Annotated in this window: 15 protein-coding genes; 5 read left to right on the top strand and 10 right to left on the bottom strand. The window is 66.9% G+C overall.

Annotated elements, in window-relative coordinates:
- The first annotated feature begins 176 nt into the window (after positions 1 to 176).
- Positions 177 to 1,892: a RecQ family ATP-dependent DNA helicase gene (locus ACP3TD_RS05710; protein WP_426766013.1), complete on the top strand. Its 1,716-nt coding sequence runs from the start codon at positions 177 to 179 to the stop codon at positions 1,890 to 1,892.
- 37 nt (positions 1,893 to 1,929) lie between these two features.
- Positions 1,930 to 3,129 (top strand): TerC family protein, encoded by a 1,200-nt coding sequence (locus tag ACP3TD_RS05705; RefSeq protein WP_426766012.1) that lies wholly within the window; start codon positions 1,930 to 1,932, stop codon positions 3,127 to 3,129.
- Positions 3,130 to 3,207: 78 nt separating this feature from the next.
- Here ACP3TD_RS05705 and eda read toward each other — a convergent pair whose 3' ends face one another.
- The 6 genes from eda to ACP3TD_RS05675 all read right to left on the bottom strand — a co-directional run bounded on the left by eda (position 3,208) and on the right by ACP3TD_RS05675 (position 10,005).
- Positions 3,208 to 3,834 (bottom strand): bifunctional 4-hydroxy-2-oxoglutarate aldolase/2-dehydro-3-deoxy-phosphogluconate aldolase, encoded by a 627-nt coding sequence (gene eda, locus ACP3TD_RS05700; RefSeq protein WP_426766010.1) that lies wholly within the window; start codon positions 3,832 to 3,834, stop codon positions 3,208 to 3,210.
- Entirely contained in the window at positions 3,827 to 5,248 is a 1,422-nt protein-coding gene (locus tag ACP3TD_RS05695; protein ID WP_426766008.1) for a mannitol dehydrogenase family protein, read from the bottom strand. Before ACP3TD_RS05695 ends, eda begins: the two co-directional genes overlap by 8 nt.
- Positions 5,249 to 5,301: 53 nt before the next feature.
- Positions 5,302 to 6,228, bottom strand: a complete 927-nt coding sequence (locus ACP3TD_RS05690) for a PfkB family carbohydrate kinase (protein WP_426767139.1) — start codon at positions 6,226 to 6,228, stop codon at positions 5,302 to 5,304.
- A gap of 32 nt (positions 6,229 to 6,260) precedes the next feature.
- The gene (gene manD, locus ACP3TD_RS05685) at positions 6,261 to 7,472 is read right to left on the bottom strand and encodes a D-mannonate dehydratase ManD (protein ID WP_426766006.1); all 1,212 of its coding nucleotides are present in this window, start codon (positions 7,470 to 7,472) and stop codon (positions 6,261 to 6,263) included.
- A gap of 101 nt (positions 7,473 to 7,573) precedes the next feature.
- Positions 7,574 to 8,602 (bottom strand): L-idonate 5-dehydrogenase, encoded by a 1,029-nt coding sequence (locus tag ACP3TD_RS05680; protein ID WP_426766004.1) that lies wholly within the window; start codon positions 8,600 to 8,602, stop codon positions 7,574 to 7,576.
- Complete coding sequence (locus ACP3TD_RS05675) at positions 8,599 to 10,005, bottom strand: MFS transporter (RefSeq protein WP_426766002.1); 1,407 nt, start codon at positions 10,003 to 10,005, stop codon at positions 8,599 to 8,601. Before ACP3TD_RS05675 ends, ACP3TD_RS05680 begins: the two co-directional genes overlap by 4 nt.
- Positions 10,006 to 10,188: 183 nt before the next feature.
- Here ACP3TD_RS05675 and ACP3TD_RS05670 point away from each other — a divergent pair, with 183 nt between their 5' ends.
- Together ACP3TD_RS05670 and ACP3TD_RS05665 are read left to right on the top strand one after the other, a co-directional pair.
- Entirely contained in the window at positions 10,189 to 10,914 is a 726-nt protein-coding gene (locus tag ACP3TD_RS05670) for a GntR family transcriptional regulator (protein ID WP_426766000.1), read from the top strand.
- A gap of 97 nt (positions 10,915 to 11,011) precedes the next feature.
- Positions 11,012 to 14,656, top strand: a complete 3,645-nt coding sequence (locus ACP3TD_RS05665; RefSeq protein ID WP_426765999.1) for a TM0106 family RecB-like putative nuclease — start codon at positions 11,012 to 11,014, stop codon at positions 14,654 to 14,656.
- Here the strand turns inward: ACP3TD_RS05665 and ACP3TD_RS05660 are convergent.
- The 3 genes from ACP3TD_RS05660 to ACP3TD_RS05650 form a co-directional block, all read right to left on the bottom strand.
- Positions 14,634 to 14,948 (bottom strand): acylphosphatase, encoded by a 315-nt coding sequence (locus ACP3TD_RS05660; protein WP_426765997.1) that lies wholly within the window; start codon positions 14,946 to 14,948, stop codon positions 14,634 to 14,636. The genes ACP3TD_RS05665 and ACP3TD_RS05660 overlap by 23 nt on opposite strands.
- Before the next feature lie 103 nt (positions 14,949 to 15,051).
- Positions 15,052 to 15,981, bottom strand: a complete 930-nt coding sequence (locus ACP3TD_RS05655) for a glycosidase (protein WP_426765995.1) — start codon at positions 15,979 to 15,981, stop codon at positions 15,052 to 15,054.
- Positions 15,982 to 16,239: 258 nt separating this feature from the next.
- Entirely contained in the window at positions 16,240 to 17,301 is a 1,062-nt protein-coding gene (locus tag ACP3TD_RS05650) for an adenosine deaminase (protein ID WP_426765993.1), read from the bottom strand.
- 332 nt (positions 17,302 to 17,633) lie between these two features.
- Here ACP3TD_RS05650 and ACP3TD_RS05645 point away from each other — a divergent pair, with 332 nt between their 5' ends.
- Positions 17,634 to 18,278 (top strand): transglycosylase family protein, encoded by a 645-nt coding sequence (locus ACP3TD_RS05645; RefSeq protein ID WP_426765991.1) that lies wholly within the window; start codon positions 17,634 to 17,636, stop codon positions 18,276 to 18,278.
- 133 nt (positions 18,279 to 18,411) lie between these two features.
- Here the strand turns inward: ACP3TD_RS05645 and ACP3TD_RS05640 are convergent, their stop codons facing one another.
- Complete coding sequence (locus ACP3TD_RS05640; RefSeq protein ID WP_426765989.1) at positions 18,412 to 18,993, bottom strand: hypothetical protein; 582 nt, start codon at positions 18,991 to 18,993, stop codon at positions 18,412 to 18,414.
- Positions 18,994 to 19,028 lie beyond the last annotated feature (35 nt).

Raw genomic sequence — 19,028 nt, 5'->3', positions numbered from 1 at the left:
TTGCGTCCTCGCCGGGTCCGGGAAACCACCGGCTGCTTCGGCGGTTTCCGCTCTTTCCACAGTTGTTCAGCCATCCGCGGAAGTCAAGGGCACGGCCTGCGGGAGCACCGGGCCGGCGTTAGGGTGGGTTGTACGGCTGAAGCAAGCGGCCTGGCACCTCAATGCGGAGACGTACCATGCCAGAGCACCACGCCCTCGCCGCCCTCGCGGCATCCACCTTTTCCCTCCTGGACCTTCGGGACGGCCAGCTTGCCGGAATGTCCGCGCTGGTTGACGGCCGCGATGTCCTGGCCGTCATGCCCACCGGCTACGGCAAATCCGCCATCTACCAGGTGGCGGCCCAGTACCTGCACAGCGCAACGGGACGTCCCGCCGTCGTTGTATCACCGCTGATCGCCCTGCAGGAGGACCAGCTGGACGGCCTGGCCGCGGACCTCGGCGGGGACGCCGCCGTCGCCATCAACTCATCCCACAGCGACGCCGAGGTGGAAGCCGCTTGGCATTCCGCCGAGTCCGGGACGGCAGCATTCCTTTACCTGGCGCCGGAGCAGCTCGCCAAGGACGCCACGGTGGAGCGCCTGGCCCGCATGGGGGTCTCGCTGTTCGTGGTGGACGAGGCCCACTGCGTCTCCTCCTGGGGACACGACTTCCGGCCCGACTACCTGGGCCTGGGCGCCGTCCGGGAACGGCTGGGCAACCCGCCAGCGGCGGCCCTGACTGCCACCGCTTCTCCCCCGGTGCGGGACGAAATCGTGGAGCGGCTGGGCATGAAGGACCCGCTGGTGCTGGTCCACGGCTTTGACCGCCCCAACATCAGCCTGGACGTGGTCCGCCACCATGAGGACAAGGAGAAGCGCAGCGCCGTCCTCTACCAGGTGGCTGCGCTGGCCCGCGACGGGCAGGGCCTGGTGTACGCCGCAACGCGCAAGGACACCGAAAAGTATGCCGCCAAGCTCGCCGCGGAGGGCCTTCGGGCAGAGGCCTATCACGCCGGTTTGGCCGCCGCGGAACGGGAACGCATCCACGAACTTTTCCTGGCGGACGGGCTGGACGTGGTAGTGGCCACCACCGCTTTCGGCATGGGCATCGACAAACCCACCGTCCGTTTCGTGGTGCATGCCGATATCCCGGAGTCCCTGGACGCGTACTACCAGGAGATCGGACGCGGCGGCCGGGACGGCAAACCTGCCACCGCGGTGCTGCACTACCGTTCCGAGGACCTGGGCCTGCGGAAGTTCTTCAGCACCAGCACCCCCGATCCGGAGAAGCTGCTCAAGGTGCTCAAGGTCCTCAAGGATGCCGGCGCGCCCGTGCCCAGGTCGTCCCTGGCGGAGCTGACCGGGTTCCCGGCCCGGCGGGTCACGGCGTTGGTGAACCAGCTCGAGGAGGTGGGCTCGGTCACCACAGGCAAGCGCGGGATACGCCTCGCCGCCAAAGCCAAGTTGCCCGCATTGGCTGCGGCCGCCGTCGAACGTGCCGAGGCCAGGCAGCGCGTGGAGCAGTCCAGGCTGACCATGATGCGGTCCTACGCCGAAACGGACGGATGCCGGCGACAGTTCCTGCTGAACTACTTCGGCGAGGACCTGCCGGCGCCGTGCAACAACTGCGACGCCTGCGCCGAGGCCGCACGCCGTCCGGACGAATCCGATGGGCCCGGCTCCGGGAACCAGGGCGGCAGGAAGGGAAAGAAGAAGTACGACGGCGGCGGGCCGGGTCCCGCGGCGGCCGACGATCCGTTCCCGCTCCAGTCCGCGGTGGTCCACAAAGAGTGGGGCCAGGGCCTGGTGATGCGGCACGAGGACGACGTAATCACCGTGCTGTTCGAGCACGAGGGCTACAAAACCCTGTCGCGTTCGGCCGTGCTGGAGCATAAACTCCTGAAGCCTGCTTAGTAAGCTTCAGGGACACGTTCCAACGAAAGGCCGCCGCGTGGAAGTTCCTTTTTATGTCTGGACCCTGACCATCGCGGGAATCGTGGGGCTGCTGGCCTTCGACTTCTTCTTCCACGTCCGCAAAGCGCACACCCCCACGCTGAAGGAATCGTCCATCTGGTCGGCGATTTACGTGGGCATTGCACTGCTGTTCGGACTGGGGGTGCTGCTCTTCGGCGGACCCACCATGGGTACCGAGTACTTCGCAGGCTACGTCACGGAGAAGGCCCTGTCCGTGGACAACCTGTTCGTGTTCCTGATCATCATGGCCAGCTTCAAGGTGCCCCGCGCGGACCAGCAGAAGGTGCTGCTGTTCGGCATCGTGTTCTCCCTGATTGCCCGCACGGCCTTCATTTTCCTGGGCGCAGCACTGATCAACAGCTTCGCGTGGGTTTTCTACATCTTCGGGCTGATCCTGCTGATCACGGCAGGTAACCTGCTCAAGCCCGACAACCACGACGACGACTCTGAAAGTTTCGTGGTCCGGCTGGCGAAGAAGTTCCTGCCGGCGTCCGAGCATTACGACGGCGACAAGCTCTTCACCATGGAGAACGGCAAGAAGGTACTGACGCCCATGCTGCTGGTGATGGTGGCGATCGGCGGCACCGACGTCCTGTTCGCCCTGGACTCCATCCCGGCCATCTTCGGCCTGACCCAGAACGTGTTCATCGTCTTCACCGCCACCGCGTTCTCGCTGATGGGCCTGCGGCAGCTGTTCTTCCTGATCGACGGGCTGCTGGACCGCCTGATCTTCCTCTCCTATGGCCTGGCCGTGATCCTTGGCTTCATCGGCGTCAAGCTCATCCTGCATGCCCTGCACGAAAACACGCTGCCATTCATCAACGACGGCGAGCACGTCAACGTGGTGGAGGTCAGCACCGGGTTGTCGCTCAGCGTGATCCTCGGCGTGCTGGTGCTCACCATCCTGGCGTCCATCTTCAGCCCCAAGGGCAAGGCCAAGAACGCTGTTTCCGGAGCGCGGCGGCATGCAACCGAGTACGTGGACCTGAACTACGAAACGGACATGGCTGAGCGGGACAAGATCTTCGCCAAGATGGTCCGCGAGGAGGACCAGATCCGCAAGCTCCCGGAGAAGTACAAGCGCCTGGTCCGGAACGAAACCGAGTTCCTGGCCCTGATCCGCAAGGCCCACGACGAGCATGACAAAGCCCAGGTGCGGGCGGACGCCAACGGCTGACCCCCTACCCCCAACCAGGTAGCAGTTGATGTCGTTTTGAGGGCTCAGAACGGCATCAACTGCTACCTACATTTAGGGTTAGCGGGCGAGGGCTGCTGCTCCGCTTGCCAGGGTGGTGATGCGGGCCCAGTCCTTGGCCGCGACGGCGTCTGCCGGGGTCAGCCAGCTGCCGCCCACGCAGGCCACATTGGGCAGCTTCAGGTAGTCCGGTGCGGTGGCCAGGCTGATGCCGCCGGTGGGGCAGAACTGCACGTGTGGCACGGGCGCGCCGATGGCCGAAAGGTAGGACGGGCCGCCTGCCGGGCCGGCGGGGAAGAATTTCATGGTGTCCAGGCCCTGTTCCAGGACGGCCAGGACCTCACCCACTGTTGCAACCCCGGGCAGCACCGGGACGTCCATCCTTAGCATCGAGGTGAGCAGGCCGGGGGTGACCCCGGGGCTGACCAGGAACCGGGCGCCTGCGGCCACGGCGTCGTCGGCCTGCTGCGGGGTGAGGATGGTGCCGGCACCCACCAGGATCTCCGGCACTTCCCCGGCAATCAGCTTCAGCGAGGTCAGCGCCGACGCGGTCCGCAGGGTGAGCTCGATGATCTTCACGCCGCCGTCCACCAGCGCGCGGGCCAGGGGCACGGCGTCCTGGGGATCGTCGATGGTGACCACCGGGATGACCGGTGAAACGCCGAGGACGCCGGATGCGTCAGCCATGGTTGATCTCATTTCCCAGGCCTTCCAGCCCGTTGTTGGAAGACTTGTTGTTGTCGATGATGCGGTACCAGTGCAGGAGCAGGTCCCGGAATTCTCCGTGCCCGGCCAGTGCGGGCCCGACGACGGGCCGGAACCCGAGCAGGGCCGGCACCACGGTGTCCGCCGTGCGGGATTCGATGGCGGGCAGGGCCGCGTGCAGTTCCTTCGCCAGCGGATCGTTCAGGTCCGTTTCCGGAGTGGCGGCCACGTGGTGCATCCACGCGGCGACGGCGAGCGCGGCCCACTTCGGTTCGCGGCCGGCGTCGAGCGTTCGCCGGACGGTGGTCAGCAGCCGGAGCCCCACCTTCTGCGATCCGTCGCTGCCCACCTTCGCGGTGGTGTGGCCGAGGGCGGGGTTGGCGAACCGGCGGAGCACCTCGTCGCAGTACTGTCCGCCGTCCAGCCCGTGGGGCAGGGTGATGCTCGGCAGGGCTTCCTCCAGCATCATGCGCCGGACGGCGGTGCGGAACGCGTCCACGCCCACGGCGTCGGCGATGGTTTCCTTGCCCGCGGCCAGGCCGAGGTAGGCCAGCATCGAGTGGCTGGCGTTCAGCAGCCGCAGCTTGGCGGATTCCCACGCGGCGACGTCGGTGCTGAAGAGGGCCCCGGCGTCCTCCCAGCGGGGCCGGCCGGCGGCGAAGGTGTCCTCGATGACCCACTGCTTGAACGGCTCGGCCACCACGGCGGCGTCGTCGCGCAGTCCCAGTTCGTGTCCGACGGCGGCGAGGTCACCGTCAGTGGTGGCCGGCACCATGCGGTCCACCATGGTGGAGGGGAAGGCGGTGTTGGCGTCGATCCAGGCCAACAGCGGTCCGCTTTCCGCGGCGGGGAGGGCTTCGGCGAAGTTCCGGACCAGGGTGCCGGTCAGTTCGCCGTTCCCGGGCAGGTTGTCGCAGGACACCACGGTGATGGGTCCGGCGCCGGTGCGGGCCCGCCGCTGCAGCCCCCGCGTGATTTGGCCGACGGCGGTGCGCGGCGGCCTTCCGGCGAGGTCGGCCTGGATTTCGGGGTCGTCCAGGTCCAGGGTGCGGGTCCGGGCGTCGAACCGATAGCCCTTTTCGGTGATGGTGAGGGTCACGATTTTCGTGGCCGCAGCGCCGATCCGGTCCACCACCAGTTCCGGGTTGTCCCGTCCGGAGATGGCTTCAACAATGCTGGAGACGATCCGTGCCGGCGCGGCGCCCTCGCCGCGTTCGGCCACCGTGAAGAGGCCATCCTGGGGTGCGAGCTGCCGTGCCACGGTGTCCGAACGCTGGGTGACCCCCACGATCCCCCACTGCGGATCGGTGGCGGCGAGCATGGCGTCCTCGGTGAAGACGGCGGTGTGGGCACGGGCGAAGGCACCGAGCCCCAGGTGGACGATTCCTGGCTGCAACTGGTCCCGATGCAGGGCAACTTTGTGGCCCGTGCTTGCCAGGGCGGTGAGGCTCAGGCGTTCGATGGTGCTGTTCCTTCCAGGCTGCCGGCGGCATGCGCACGGGTCTGCTCGAACGTGGGAATGAGTCCCGTGCCGCCCTTGCCGCCCACCACGAGGGAGGATGCGGCAGCGCCGTAACGCGCCGCCGTCGGGAAGTCATCGCCCAAAACAAGGCGGGCGGTCAGGGTGCCCACGAACGCGTCGCCGGCGCCGGTCTGGTCCACCACTGCGGGCGCGGGAATGGCCGGAACCCATGCCGAGACGGCGTCGGATTCGAGCTGGACGCCCTTCGCCCCGCAGGTGACGGCCACGTTGCCGGTGCCGAGGGACCGGAGCCTTGCGGCGGCGTGTTCCGCCGAGGAAACCCCCAGCAGCGCACCCGTTTCGCCGGGGTAGGACGGCGTGACCAGGAAGGCCTGCGGCGCCAGTTCGGTGAGTGCCGCCGTCGCGTCTTCCACGGAGGTGAGGCGGGGCCGGTAGTTGGGATCGTAGACGAAGCGCGTCGCGAGCGAGGCGGCTTTCACGACGGCGGCGCGGGACGTCGCGGAAATGGCGCAGGCGATGCCGCCCGCCACCACGGCCCCTGCCGCTGCGAAGACTGCGGGGTCGACATCGTCCGGGCCCAGTGTGGACCCGACGCTGCCGGTGCGGGCGTAGGAGAACTCGCGTTCGCCGTCGGGGTCGCTGTGCACCAGGTAAACGCCCTGCTGGCCCCTGCGGAACGTCAGGAGGTCTGTGGAGATGCCCAGTTCGGCGATCCTGGCGGCGATGGCCTGGCCCAGGTCGTCATCGGTGAGGACTGCCAGCAGGCCCACCGTGGCACCGGCCGAGGCTGCCGCGGCGGCGACGTTGAGGGCGTCGCCGGAGATCCCCAGCTGCGCCGGAACGCCGTGGCCGAACGGCTGGTCGGTGGCGACCTCAACGAGGATCTCCCCCATCACCACCACATCGAAAGCGTTGGAAATGCCGTTCACCAGTCATGCACCGATCCGTCGAGGCGCCGGTTCACCGGCAGGTATTTGGGGTCGAAGGGGAAGCGTGCGGCGGCTTCCTCGTTGAACTCTACGCCGAGGCCGGGGGCGTCCCCGGGGTGCATGTAGCCGTCCGCGAAGGTGTAAGAGGTGCTGAAGACCTCGTTGGCGGGGTCGCGGTGGCCCATGTATTCCTGGACGCCGAAGTTGGGGATGGAAATGTCCACGTGCAGGGCTGCGGCGAAGGACACCGGCGAGAGGTCGCCGGCGCCGTGGGAGCCCGAGCGGACGCCGTAGAGGTCCGCAAGGGAGAAGATGCGGCGCAGGTGCGTGATGCCGCCGGCATGCGAAACGGAGGTGCGGATGTAGTCGATCAGGCGCTCGGTGATCAGTTGCTGGCAGTCCCAGATTGAGTTGAACACCTCCCCCACTGCGATGGGCGTGGTGGTGTGCTGGCGGATCAGGCGGAACGCGGACTGGTCCTCGGCCGGCGTCGGGTCCTCGATCCAGAACGGCCGGTACTCCTCCAGCGAGGCGCCCAGCCTGCCCGCTTCGATGGGGGTCAGGCGGTGGTGGACGTCGTGCAGGACGTGGACGCCGTAGCCGAACTGTTCGCGGACGTGGGCCATCATCTTGGGTGCGAAGTCCAGGTAGGACGTGGTTTCCCAGGTGTCTTCCTGCGGGACGTTGCCGCTGGCGGGTTCGTACAGCTTTCCGTCCACCGGGGCGATGCCGTAGGTCTTGTCCAGCCCCGGCACGGCGGCCTGGGCGCGGATGGCCTTGTAGCCGAGGTCCAGGTGGTGCTGGAAGTCCTTGCTGAGGTCCTCCAGCGTTGACCCGCTGGCGTGGCCGTAAACCATCACGCCCTCACGGGCGGCACCGCCCAGCAGCTCGTACACCGGCATCCCGGCGGCCTTGCCCTTGATGTCCCAGAGCGCGACGTCGATCGCCGCGATGGCCGTCATGGTCACCGGGCCGCGGCGCCAGTAAGCCCCTTTGTAGAAGTACTGCCAGGCGTCCTCGATGCGGCGGGCGTCGCGGCCAATCAGCAGCGGGCAGAGGTGCTCGCTGAGGTAGGAGGCGACCGCCAGTTCGCGGCCGTTGAGGGTCGCATCGCCGATGCCGGTGATGCCGTCCTCGGTTTCAATAACGAGCGTCACGTAGTTCCGTCCGGGCGACGAAACCACAACCCGTGCGTCGGTGATCTTCACTGGGGGTCCTTCAATTCAGGGTGGTTGGTCATTGTAGGTCGCAGTAGATGCCGCTTTGAAGGCTCATAACGACATCTACTGCTACTCAGTTGGGCCAGGGGTCAGGATCCGCTGAGGCGGAGCATGACCTTGCTGCTGTCCGCGGCAGGATCCACGGCGGTCCGCATGGCTTCGGCTGCGTCATCAATGCCGAACTTGTGCGTGATGACCGGGGAGACGTCCAGGCCGTTCGCCATCGCGTGCAGGGCGTCCGTGATCTCGTCAACGAACCGGTAGGAGCCGATCCACGTGATTTCCCGGGTGACCAAGTCCCCCAGGGCAGCGGCGGCGGCCGTTCCGGGCAGGTTGCCCACCTGCACGATGGTGCCGCCGCGGGCGGTGGCGCGGAGGACGCCGCCCAGCACCGCCGGGATTCCGGTGGCCTCGAACACGAGCTCCACATCGGCCGGAAGGGCGTTGCCGGAGACGTTCAGGACGTCGTCGGCCCCCATCGCCTTGGCGATCCGCAGCGAAGCGTCGTTGATGTCCGTGGCGATGATGTGCCTGGCCCCGGCATACTTGGCCGCCGCGATCACGAGCGACCCGATCGGCCCGGCGCCGTTGACCAGGATGTCCCGGCCTTCGAGGTTTCCTGCGCGGCTGACCGCGTGCATGGCAACCGCCAGCGGTTCGGCCAGCGCCCCGCGGAGGGTGTCCACGCCGTCGGGAAGCGGGCGGACCTGGAATGCCTTGGCAACCTTCCGCTCGCTGAAGCCGCCGTCCGTGTGCGGATCGAACGCCGCTGAGCCGAAGTAGCGGATCTGCGGGTAAAGGTTGGTCCGTCCGCTGAGGCGGCCGGGCATGACGCCGTCGCCCACCAGTTCGGCCGGGTGGACCGTGACCGGCTGGCCGATTTCCAGGTTCTCGACGCCGGCGCCAAGCTGGGCGATCCGTCCCGCCACCTCGTGGCCCAGGACCAGCGGTGACTTCAGCGCCGCCGTCCCGGAGGCTCCGTGGCGCCAGTACGAAAGGTCGGATCCGCAGATCCCGCCCCATTCGACGTCGAGCACTACTTCGCCGAGACCGGCCACCGGCTCGGGACGTTCGTCGATGCGGAGGTCGTTGGCACCGTGGACCACCACTGCTTTCATACGGCGTCCTCCAGCCGGACCATGTCACGGCCGCGGACCTCAGGGCCGACTGCTGCGGAAACGAGCGTGATCAGCGAGTAGCCGATGAGCATCGCGGCGAGCGGCCACCAGTGGCCAGTGACGGCGGTGAGCGTGGCGGCGAGGATGGGGCCGATGGCGGTGGCGAGGATGCCGCCGATTTCCTTCGCCAGGGCCAGCTGGGTGAAGCGGGTGCGGGCACCGAAGAACTCGGCCATGGTGACGCTCTCCATCGAGAAGAGGCTCAGGACGCCGAGGTTCAGGCCGGCGATGACGGCAACCATGACCAGCGTGGGGTTGCCGCTGGTGACCATCATCATCATGGGGATGGCGAACAGGGCCGTGAGGGAGCTGAGGACCAGGTACAGGGGGCGGCGTCCGAACCGGTCACCGAGGATGCCGATCACCGGGATGGTGACGAAGCCGAGGATGGAGCCGTACATGATGGCCGTGGTTCCAATGGTCTTGTCCATGAGCAGCACCGTGGCCAGGTAGCCGATGAGGAACGTCTGGATGAGCCCTGAGTTGCCTGCCTGGCCGAAGCGCAGGCCGAGGGCGATCAGGAAGGCCTTGCCCTTCTTCTGGTGCAGGGCGGCTTCGATGGTGCTGGTGCCGGTTGCTGCGGCAGCTGCCGCCTCGCGCTTGGCGTCCTGTCCGGCAATTTCGTCCTTGGAGAGGGCGACGCCGTCCACCACGTCGGCGCGCTGTTCGAAGACCGGGCTTTCCTTGAGGGAGCGCCGGATCCACACTGCGAAGATCATCAGCAGGAAGCTGGCCAGGAACGGAAGCCGCCAGCCCCAGCTCAGCAGCTGCTCCTCGGACAGGACGGCCACCAGGATGGCCCAAAGGGCAGAGGCCGCGAGCGTTCCCGAGTTGGTGCCCAGGCTCACCAGCGAAGAGATCAGGCCACGACGGCGGGCGGGGGCGTATTCGGCCAGCATTACGGTGGCGCCGGCGATTTCGGCGCCGGCCCCGAAGCCCTGGATGAGGCGCAGTGCCACCAGCAGGATGGGTGCCCAGATCCCGATCATGGCGTAGGTGGGCAGCACGCCGATCAGCGTGGTGGAGGCGCCCATCAGGGCGATGGTGATGAACAGGACCTTCTTGCGGCCGATCCTGTCGCCCATGCGGCCGAAGTAGACGGCGCCCACCAGGCGGGCCACGTACCCCACGCCATATGTTGCCATGGCGGCGATAAGCCCGATGACCGGGCTGACGTCCGGGAAGAAGATCTTGTTGAAGACAATGGCCGCGGCCAGGGAGTACAGCTGGAAATCCATGAACTCCATGGCGGTTCCCAGCCACCCGGACACGGCTACCTTGGCCAGGTCCCGGGTGGAGCGGGCCTCTTTCTTGGTGTTGGGGGGCGCAATGCTCTCGGTCATCTGTTGCTCCTTTGCAGGCGATGCGTTCGAAGGGGGTCAAGCAGTTGGGGATGTGGCAGCTAACGGCTGCCGGGCCGGGAACGGAACCGCCGGAAACCAAGACATGCGGGCTGGTCTCCGGCACGATTTCTACTACCATACAAGCACTACCATTCTAGTGTGTCAACAGGCTAAACTTGGGTCATGGCAACGGACAAGAGAAGCTCAGCGCCCCGGCTTTCGGTCAGGGACCAGACGCTGGAAACGCTGCGCCGCCGGATCATCTCGCTGCAGCTGCCCCCTGGCGAGGCCCTGTCCGAGAACGAACTGGCGCAGGAGCTCGGCGTCAGCCGCACCCCCGTCCGCGAGAGCCTGATCCTGCTCCGCGAGGAAGGCCTGGTGCAGGTTTTCCCGCAGATCGGCTCCTTCGTCTCGCTGGTGGACCTCGCCCGGGTATCCGAAGCCCAGTTTGTCCGCGAAGCCATCGAATGCGCGTCCCTGCGCGACCTGATCGTGGACGGGCCCGGGATCGCCGGCCTGCGTGAGATCCTTGCAGCCCAGTCCGCCGCTGATGCCGGCGACGACATCGAGGAATTCTTCCGGCTGGACGAGGACTTCCACCGGGAACTCCTGCGCCTCGCGGGGCATGAATCCGCCTGGACCGCGGTCAACTCCGCCAAAGCGCACCTTGACCGGGCGCGCCGGATGAGCCTGCTGGAGACGCGGCCGGTAGCCACGCTGATTGAGCAGCACACGGCTGTGGTGGATGCCCTCGAAGCCAATGACGTTCCCGACGCCGACAGCTGCCTCCGCCTGCACCTGCGCGGAGTCTTCGAGGACGTGCAGCGGATCCAGGAGGCCACACCTGAACTCTTTTCCGACGGCTCGGCCCGCCGCCCCACCCGCCGGAGCGTTGCCCGCCTCGCCTGAGCGCTGATTGTCGGCCCCTCTTGCTAGGTTTGAAGCAGCTGCAAACCAGGTCCTGGGGAACCGTCCTCAGGCCCGGCTGTCCAAATGGGGAGGCCCCGTGTTTCTGCTCGAAGCCGATGCCAGTGCCGGTCCTGGTGCTGCGCCGGACCTGGTGTTCTCCGCGAGCGACCTCGTGGCGGCCAGCGAATGTGAATACCGCACGCTCCGCGTCCTGGACGAGAAACTCGGCCGGGCCGCCAAGGCCGCATTCCCTCCGGACGAGATGCGGGTCCGCGCCGGCGAGCTGGGCGACCGGCACGAGCAGACCGTCCTGGACAGCCTGGTGGCCAAATACGGAATCTGGGATGCCAGCCGCGGGGCGGGCGTCTACTCGCTGGAACGCGGCAACACCCTCCGCGGGGAACTTCAGGCAAAGCACGCCGAAACCGAGCTCGCGCTGCGCTCCGGGGCCGACGTCGTCTTCCAAGCCACCTTCTTCGATAGCGAGTTCCTCGGATATGCGGACTTCCTGGTCAACGAGGCCGCCGGAACCGGGCTGCCGGGCCGGTACGAGGTCTGGGATACCAAGCTGGCCCGGCACGCTAAAGTGGGCGCCCTGCTGCAGCTGGCGGCCTACGGTGACCAGCTCCTCGGGATGGGGCTGGAGCCGTCGCCCGTCGTCACCCTCGTGCTGGGTACCCGCGTGGGTGATGGCTGGTTGCGCAGCAGCCATTCACTGCCGGACCTGCTCCCCGTTTTCCGCGAACGGCGCCGGCGCTTCCGCCAGCTCACCGCCGAACACCGGGAGGGCGGCCGGGCCGTCCAGTGGCAGCAGCCCGGCATCGTCCACTGCGGCCGTTGCGACTACTGCGCAGAACAGGTCCGCCTGCACCGCGACCTCCTCATGGTCGCCGGAATGTCGGTGGTCCAGCGCAGGAAACTCTACGCGGCCGGCATCACCAGCATCGACGAACTCGCCGCCATGCCCGCTGCTGCGGCGAAGAACTCAGTGGCCCGGCTCCGCGCCCAGGCCAGGATGCAGCTGGGGCTCGATGCTGCCGCCGGGTCCCGGACGTTCACCAAGGACGGCGAGCCACACACTGTCTCCTACAGCGTCCTGCCCGAGCACACCATCGGCACGTTGCCGGCCCCGAGTGCCGGGGACATCTTCTTCGACTTTGAGGGCGATCCGCTCTGGCAGGACCCGGCAACAGGAATCTGGGGCATCGAGTACCTGTTCGGTGTGATCGAGGCGCCCGTCGCCGGCGCTGGGGGCGATCCGGTGTTCCGGCCCTTCTGGGCCCATTCCCGGTCCGGGGAACGGAAAGCCTTCCTGGATTTCCTTGAGTACGTGGAGAACCGCCGCAGGAAGTATCCGGACATGCACGTCTATCACTACGCCGCCTACGAGAAGACGGCGCTGCGGAACCTGTCCCTGGCGCACCAGGCGGGCGAAGACACCGTGGACGATTGGTTGCGGCAAGGCCTCCTGGTGGACCTCTACGCCACGGTGAAGCATTCGCTGCGCATCTCCGAGGCGTCCTACTCCATCAAGAAGCTCGAGCCGCTGTACATGGGCGACAACCTGCGGTCTGGGGACGTCAAGGATGCCGGGGCGTCCGTGGTGGCCTACGCGGCCTACTGCGCCGCCCGCGATGCCGGGCACCAGTCCGAGGCGGACGCCGTCCTTGCCTCCATTTCCGACTACAACCAGTACGACTGCCTGTCCACGCTGCGCCTGCGTGACTGGCTGCTGGACATCCAGCCACCGGCTGATTCCGGACTTCCGGTGGAAGCGCGGGAGGAAACGGGGTCCGGAGCCGGTGAGATTGGCGCTGCCACCACGGGACGGGGGGACGCACAGGACGAATCCCCGGAGGAGGACCGGCTTCACGAGTACCTTGCCGGCCTGCCGGACAACCGCCCCTGGACGGACGATGAACGGGCCATTGCGATGGTGGCGGCGGCCACCGGCTACCACCGCCGTGAACGCAAACAGTTCTGGTGGCAGCACTTTGACCGGATGGAGGCTCCCTTGGAGAGCTGGTCCGATCAGCGCAATGTGTTCGTGGTGGAGTCTGCCGAGGTGTCCTCCGATTGGGCACTGGCGAAGCCGCGGGAGCGGATGCGTACCCGGGTGTTGAAACTACGCGGCATCATGACCGAAGGTTCCGACTTCCGCGCGGATTCCACCTGGTGCCGGCTCTACGATTCCCCGCCGCCGGAGGGCATGGCGGCCCCGGATGCGGCGCCGGGAGCCCGGGCGTTCAGCTTTGGGACGCGTATCAGCGACCTGCAGCCTGCGCCGGATAACCCGGCGTACACCCTCATCACCATCGCCGAACGCGAGTCCGGCAAGGTGCAGGCGTACCCGCATCTCCCGGTAGCCCTGACCGAGGACCAACCGCTGGCGACGGTGAGTATCGAGGCCGCGCTTGCGGAGCTTGCCCGGGCCGTGGGGTCCGCGGCTCCCTCACTTCCCGCGCAGCCGGGCCTGGACATCCTTCGCAAACTGCCGCCGCGGTTCCGCACGCTGCCCGGCCCGGTTGAGGTTCACCACGGGGCCGATGGCGCTGCCGATTATGCAGGCGCCATCGCAGTGTCGCTCCGGGACCTGGACCGTTCCTACCTGGCAGTCCAGGGGCCGCCCGGCACGGGCAAGACCGTCGTTGGCGCGCACGTGATCGGCCAACTCGTCGGCGAAGGCTGGAAGGTGGGCGTGGTGGCCCAATCGCACAACGTGGTGGAGAACCTGCTGTGCCGGGCCATCGAAAAGGGCGGAGTGGACCCCTCGCTGGTGGCGAAGAAACTCTCTGCGCCCCACGAGGTTCCATGGAAAGCTACGGCCGACGGCGATGTGGCACGGCTGCTGGAGTCTGCCGGCGGCTGCCTGGTGGGAGGAACGGCATGGACCATGACCGGCAAGGAAGTCCCGACCGGTTCCCTGGACCTGCTGGTGATCGATGAGGCCGGACAGTTCTCCCTGGCCAACACGCTGGCCGTTTCCCGGGCAGCGAAGCGGCTCCTCCTCCTGGGGGATCCCCAGCAGCTCCCCCAGGTGACGCAGGGTGCCCATCCGGAGCCGGTGGATGAATCCGCCCTCGGCTGGCTGGCCGCCGGCCACGCCACCCTGCCTGCACGGTTGGGATATTTCCTGGCTGACAGCTGGCGGATGCATCCGGCCCTGTGTGCTGCGGTGTCAAGGCTCAGTTACGAAAGTAAGCTCCAGTCCGCGCCGGCCGCGTCCCTGCGTGAGCTGGAAACCGTGCCGCCCGGCGTGGAGACCGTATTCGTGCAGCACACCGGAAATTCGACGAGCTCGGCAGAGGAAGCGGCGGAGGTGGTACAGCAGGCACACCGCCACCTGGGCCTGAAATGGACGCCGGGGCCGGAAACCGCGGCCCGGCCGCTGGAGCAGCAGGACCTGCTGGTGGTGGCCGCATACAACGCCCAGGTCCACCTGATCCGCAAGGAACTGGCCGGCGCCGGCCTGCCGGACGTCCGCGTGGGAACGGTGGATAAGTTTCAGGGCCAGGAGGCACCGGTGGTGCTGGTATCGATGGCCTGCTCTGCGGTGGCGGAGGCTCCGCGGGGTGCCGAATTCCTCCTGAACCGGAACCGGATCAACGTGGCCGTGTCACGTGGACAGTGGCGGGCGGTCATCATCCGCGCCCCCGAGCTCACGAACTACATGCCGCACAAGCCGGCTGCCTTGGAGGAACTGGGCGCCTTCATCGGGCTCAGCGTGCCCGGAAGTCCCTGAAGGATCCCTGGGCGTCGGACATGGAGTGGTCCACCCGTTCCACCCGGCCGGGAGCGCGGTCCGAGTTCAGCCAGTCCAGGAGCTTCCCCACCTGGTCCCCGGTGCCTTCGGCAACCAGGGCTACCGAACCGTCGTCGAGGTTCTTCACCTCTCCGGTCAGGCCCAGATCCTCGGCGGCGCCCATGGTCCGGTACCGGAAGCCGACACCCTGCACCACGCCGAACACACGGGCGCTCAAGCGAACCTGGTGAGCCGGCGGCCCGTCGGCGGTTGGTTCTGCGTGGCGTGCCATAGGTAGGCCTCCCCGGCAGCCGCCCTCCCACCTGGGTAGCAGTTGATGTCGTCATATGGGCTCAAAACGACATCTGCTGCTACCCAGTTGGGGGCAATGCCGCTTAGTTGATGGTGATGTCGCGCGTGGAGTGGTTGTAACGGATGGTCACGGTGCCGCCGGGGTGGTGCAGTTCGTGGTTGGGGCCATCGAACGTCCCGAATGCGCCGTAGTTCTCGGTCCACGAGCGGTTGAGCGCGATCTTGAAGGTGTAGTGGCCGGCCGGCAGTTCGGCGCTCTTCTTCCACAGCTGGTCCAGGAAGTCGAACTCCATCTGGGCTTCGTCGTACTGCGGCGCCCAGTTTTCGGGGGCACCCAGGATGGTGTTGAAGTCGCCGGCGACAGCCACGGCCTCGGGCTGCGGGTGCGTCTCCTCGTCCGGACCCTCGAACGGCTCGGCCGCGGCAGGTGCTGCGGCTTCGGCCTTCGCCGGAGCCTTCTTGCGCACGGCCTTCACCACGGGCTCGACGGCGTCTTCGATCGCCTTGGCTGCCTTGCCCACAACGGAGGCAGCCTTCTTGGCCGGCGCCTTCTTCGCGGGAGCCTTCTTTGCCGTTTTGGCGTCATCCTTTGCCGGCACCTCAAGGGTGGCGGCAGCGGCGGACACCGGACGGACGAACCCGGCGGGTGCTGCCGGAACCGGGGTGTCGGCCGGAACGGGAGTGCCGGCGTCGAGCGCGGAAGCGAAGGAGACAGCATCCGGGTAGGCGACAGTGGCACGCATGCCGTCTTCGGTGATGGTCCAGCCCGAGCGGCCCTTGACCAGCCAGCCGGCCTTGACCAGCTTGGCGGTGGCCGAGGTGAGGGTCTTGTGTCCGCGGGGGATCCCGCCGCTGAGCAACTCGGCTTCGTGCTCGTTGAACGGCACTCGTGCCGTGGACTCCGCCAGGACCTGGCCAGCATTCAGCGCATCACCGGACCACACGCCTTCGGTCAGGACATCCAGAACGGTCTTGAGTCGAAGGAAGGTGTTTTCTGCGGTGGACTTGGCCATGATTCCCCTAGTGTGTGAGCGATCCGATGAGAGCATCTTGCCAAGTGCCCGTTAAATCGCGCGACTTAAATTGGTTAACTCTGCGTGTCGTGACCGACTATGAAGCGCAAGTCACAACAACTGAGGCGACGGTCTCGGGTAAGGCCGGCTGCTCGACCATTTCCTGCGTCGGCGCGGGATTCCTCCCGCACGTCCCTGACCCGCCTGCGGGACCAAGTTTAGCCGGAGATTGGGCGGCCGGGACGCGCAAGGCCCGGGTCAGTGCGCCAGTTCCCCGCTGTTCAGTTCCTCCAGCAGCTCGGCCTTGCGTTCTTCGGACGCAAACGACGAGTGGATGGAGTTGGCCGCCAGCCTGGCTTTGTCGAATTCAGAGAGCTCGAACACGACCTCCAGCTGGGCAAAGTTGTCGTCCACGTAGCCGCCGAAATAGGCGGGGTCATCAGAGTTCACGGACACGTTAAGTCCGGCGGCCAGCATGGCCGGCAGCGGGTGGTCGGCCAAGGTATCCACGGTGCGGAGCCGGACGTTGGACAGGGGGCAGACTGTGAGCGGGATCCGCTCGTCCACCAGGCGCTCCACCAGGTCGGTATCGTCCATGCAGCGGATGCCGTGGTCTATGCGTTCCACACCCAGGACGTCCAGGGCTTCCACAACGTACGACGCCGGTCCCTCTTCGCCTGCGTGGGCCGTCAGCCGCAGGCCTGCTTCGCGGGCTTTGGCGTAGAGGCGCTCAAATTTGGCGGGAGGGTTGCCCACCTCCGCAGAATCCAGGCCGATGGCACCGATCGGTGCGTCCATGGCAAGCAGGGCGTCCAGGACTTCGAGGGCCGACTCTTCGGGGAGGTCGCGCAGGAAGGCGACGATCAGGATGGTGGACATCCCAAAGTCCTCCATCGAGGTGGCCAGCACGGATGCTACGCCGTTGACGCAGGTTTCCAGTGAGATGCCGCGGGACAGGTGGGCCTGCGGGTCCAGCATGATCTCGGCATGCCGGACACCGGCGGCCGCCGCACGTTCAAGGTAGGCGTGGGTCATGGCCGCGAAGTCCTCTTCGGTCTGCAGCACGGCCATGTTGGCGTAGTACAGGTCCAGGAATGACTGGAGGTCGGTGAATTCGTACCGCTGGCGCAGCTCGTCAAGATCTGCGTACGGGAGGGTGATGCCGTTGCGTTCCGCGAGGGCAAAGATCAGTTCAGGCTGCAGGGTGCCTTCGATGTGCAGGTGCAGTTCAGCTACCGGCAGGAGCCGGGCCGGGACAGCAGCATTGGATTCTGACACTTCGGTTTCGGGCGCAACGGGCTCACCCTCAAAGTTTTCCATCCGGTCAGGATAATCCCCCATGAGGATTCCCGCCTGCCCGGGCCCCGGAGCCGTGCACCCGGGTGGAGGGCGCCGCAGCCGTCGGTCGCCCTTGCAACTGTCCTTGTCTGGGCTGCGAAGCTCGGCACCTATCTCGATTTGATAACGCCAAGGCTATGTTTTAGCGTGAAATGCATGCCCGTCCGGCGGGCGCATGAATGCCAGGTGCTGCCTTCACCAGAACTGCCCAGCGGCAGCCACCGACGTTGACCTCTATTTGTCAGGGGCGGGCAGTAGCGCGACGATCTTCGGGGACGGAGCCAGCGCTGGTGGCCTTCAGGAGCATCACCACCATGAATAAATCCTCTTTCCGTACTGTCGCGCGCCGTGGAGCCACAGTGGCGGCTATTTCCGTAGCGGGCATCGCCCTGTCCACCGGCGCTGCCAACGCGGCCGCCCCCACGTCAACGTGGGACTCGCTGGCGCAGTGTGAGAGCGGCGGCAACTGGTCCACCAACACGGGCAACGGCTTCTCCGGCGGCCTCCAGTTCACATCCAGCACCTGGCAGGCCTACGGCGGCTCCGGTTCTCCGGCAGACGCCAGCCGCGAACAGCAGATCGCCGTGGCCGAGCGCGTCCAGGCCTCCCAGGGCTGGGGCGCATGGCCGTCATGCTCGTCCCAGCTCGGCCTGAACGGCGGCGGGGGCGCCCCGGCACCCGTGCAGCAGGCTCCGGTCCAGGCGGCCCCCGTCCAGGCCGCTGCCGTCGAAGCCGCACCCGTGGAAGCTGCGCCTGCCGCGCAGGCACCAGCCCGGCACGCTACCTCCGTAGCCCTCAGCGGCGAGACCTACACCCTCGAAGCCGGCGACACCTTGAGCATCGTCGCCGATAAGCTTGGCATTGCAGGCGGTTGGCAGCACCTTGCCGACGCCAACCTGGACACCATCTCGGACCCCAACCTGGTGTTCGAAGGACAGGTGCTCCAGCTCCCCGCATAGCGGGCCCCAAAACCGGTCGGCGATAGACAAATTCCGTTGACCATAGAACGACGCCGGCACGCCCCACAAGGGATGTGCCGGCGTCGTTCTCTTTTATCTTGTGCCTTGGATGCCAAGTCCAGGTGCTGCAGCTTTAGCTGGCGGGAATCTCCCGGACGATGCGCACCTTCCAGGCCGAGTCGTCAGAGGTGTCCAGCAGGGCCACGGTGCCGTGGGCCAGGTTCAGTGCCACCCGCTTGACGGCGAGCAGCTCCAGGTAGAGGTGTTCGTTCATGCGTGCCGGAGTATCGATCATGTACTTCACGGCGTCGCGCACCTTGCGGTAGTTGGCGCTGCGTTCCCGGTGCAGGTGGAGTTCCAGTGCGGAGCGCTGCTTCAGGCGCGGCTCGTGGCGGTTCAACAGCGTCACTGCCGTGTGCACCGCGAGGACGAGGGCCAGTGAGACGGCGTAGATCCACCATCCGCTGGAGAGCAGGAACAGCGGGAGGTTGCCGATGGCCACAAGGGCGATCACCACACGAAGGGCCGCGATGCGGCGCATGGTCCTGGCGACGGTAGCCATGCCGGCGCGGAAACCGTGCTGTTCGTGACGGGCAGCGGCGGGGTCGATGGTGAACTCATCGAGGACCAGGATGCCATTGGCTTCGGGACCGAGCATCAGTCCGTAGCGGGGCTGCACGGGGCGGGAGGCGGGGTTTTCAGCTGAAAATGTCATGAGGTAGCTTCCAAAATGCGGGATGGGTTGGGGGT

The organism is Pseudarthrobacter sp. 1G09, assembly GCF_050038305.1.
Taxonomy (GTDB): Bacteria; Actinomycetota; Actinomycetes; order Actinomycetales; family Micrococcaceae; genus Arthrobacter; species Arthrobacter equi.
Note: the sequence above shows the minus strand (reverse complement) of the source record. Positions and strands in the feature narration are given on the sequence as shown.

Excerpts from the sequence above, each read along its gene's own strand:
- ACP3TD_RS05675 (WP_426766002.1), bottom strand. The coding sequence starts at position 10,005 with ATGACCGAGAGCATTGCGCCCCCCAACACCAAGAAAGAGGCCCGCTCC.
- eda (WP_426766010.1), bottom strand. The coding sequence starts at position 3,834 with ATGGCTGACGCATCCGGCGTCCTCGGCGTTTCACCGGTCATCCCGGTG.
- ACP3TD_RS05655 (WP_426765995.1), bottom strand. The coding sequence starts at position 15,981 with ATGGCCAAGTCCACCGCAGAAAACACCTTCCTTCGACTCAAGACCGTT.
- ACP3TD_RS05670 (WP_426766000.1), top strand. The coding sequence starts at position 10,189 with ATGGCAACGGACAAGAGAAGCTCAGCGCCCCGGCTTTCGGTCAGGGAC.
- ACP3TD_RS05660 (WP_426765997.1), bottom strand. The coding sequence starts at position 14,948 with ATGGCACGCCACGCAGAACCAACCGCCGACGGGCCGCCGGCTCACCAG.
- ACP3TD_RS05645 (WP_426765991.1), top strand. The coding sequence starts at position 17,634 with ATGAATAAATCCTCTTTCCGTACTGTCGCGCGCCGTGGAGCCACAGTG.
- ACP3TD_RS05640 (WP_426765989.1), bottom strand. The coding sequence starts at position 18,993 with ATGACATTTTCAGCTGAAAACCCCGCCTCCCGCCCCGTGCAGCCCCGC.
- ACP3TD_RS05710 (WP_426766013.1), top strand. The coding sequence starts at position 177 with ATGCCAGAGCACCACGCCCTCGCCGCCCTCGCGGCATCCACCTTTTCC.
- ACP3TD_RS05680 (WP_426766004.1), bottom strand. The coding sequence starts at position 8,602 with ATGAAAGCAGTGGTGGTCCACGGTGCCAACGACCTCCGCATCGACGAA.
- ACP3TD_RS05650 (WP_426765993.1), bottom strand. The coding sequence starts at position 17,301 with ATGGAAAACTTTGAGGGTGAGCCCGTTGCGCCCGAAACCGAAGTGTCA.
- ACP3TD_RS05690 (WP_426767139.1), bottom strand. The coding sequence starts at position 6,228 with ATGGGGGAGATCCTCGTTGAGGTCGCCACCGACCAGCCGTTCGGCCAC.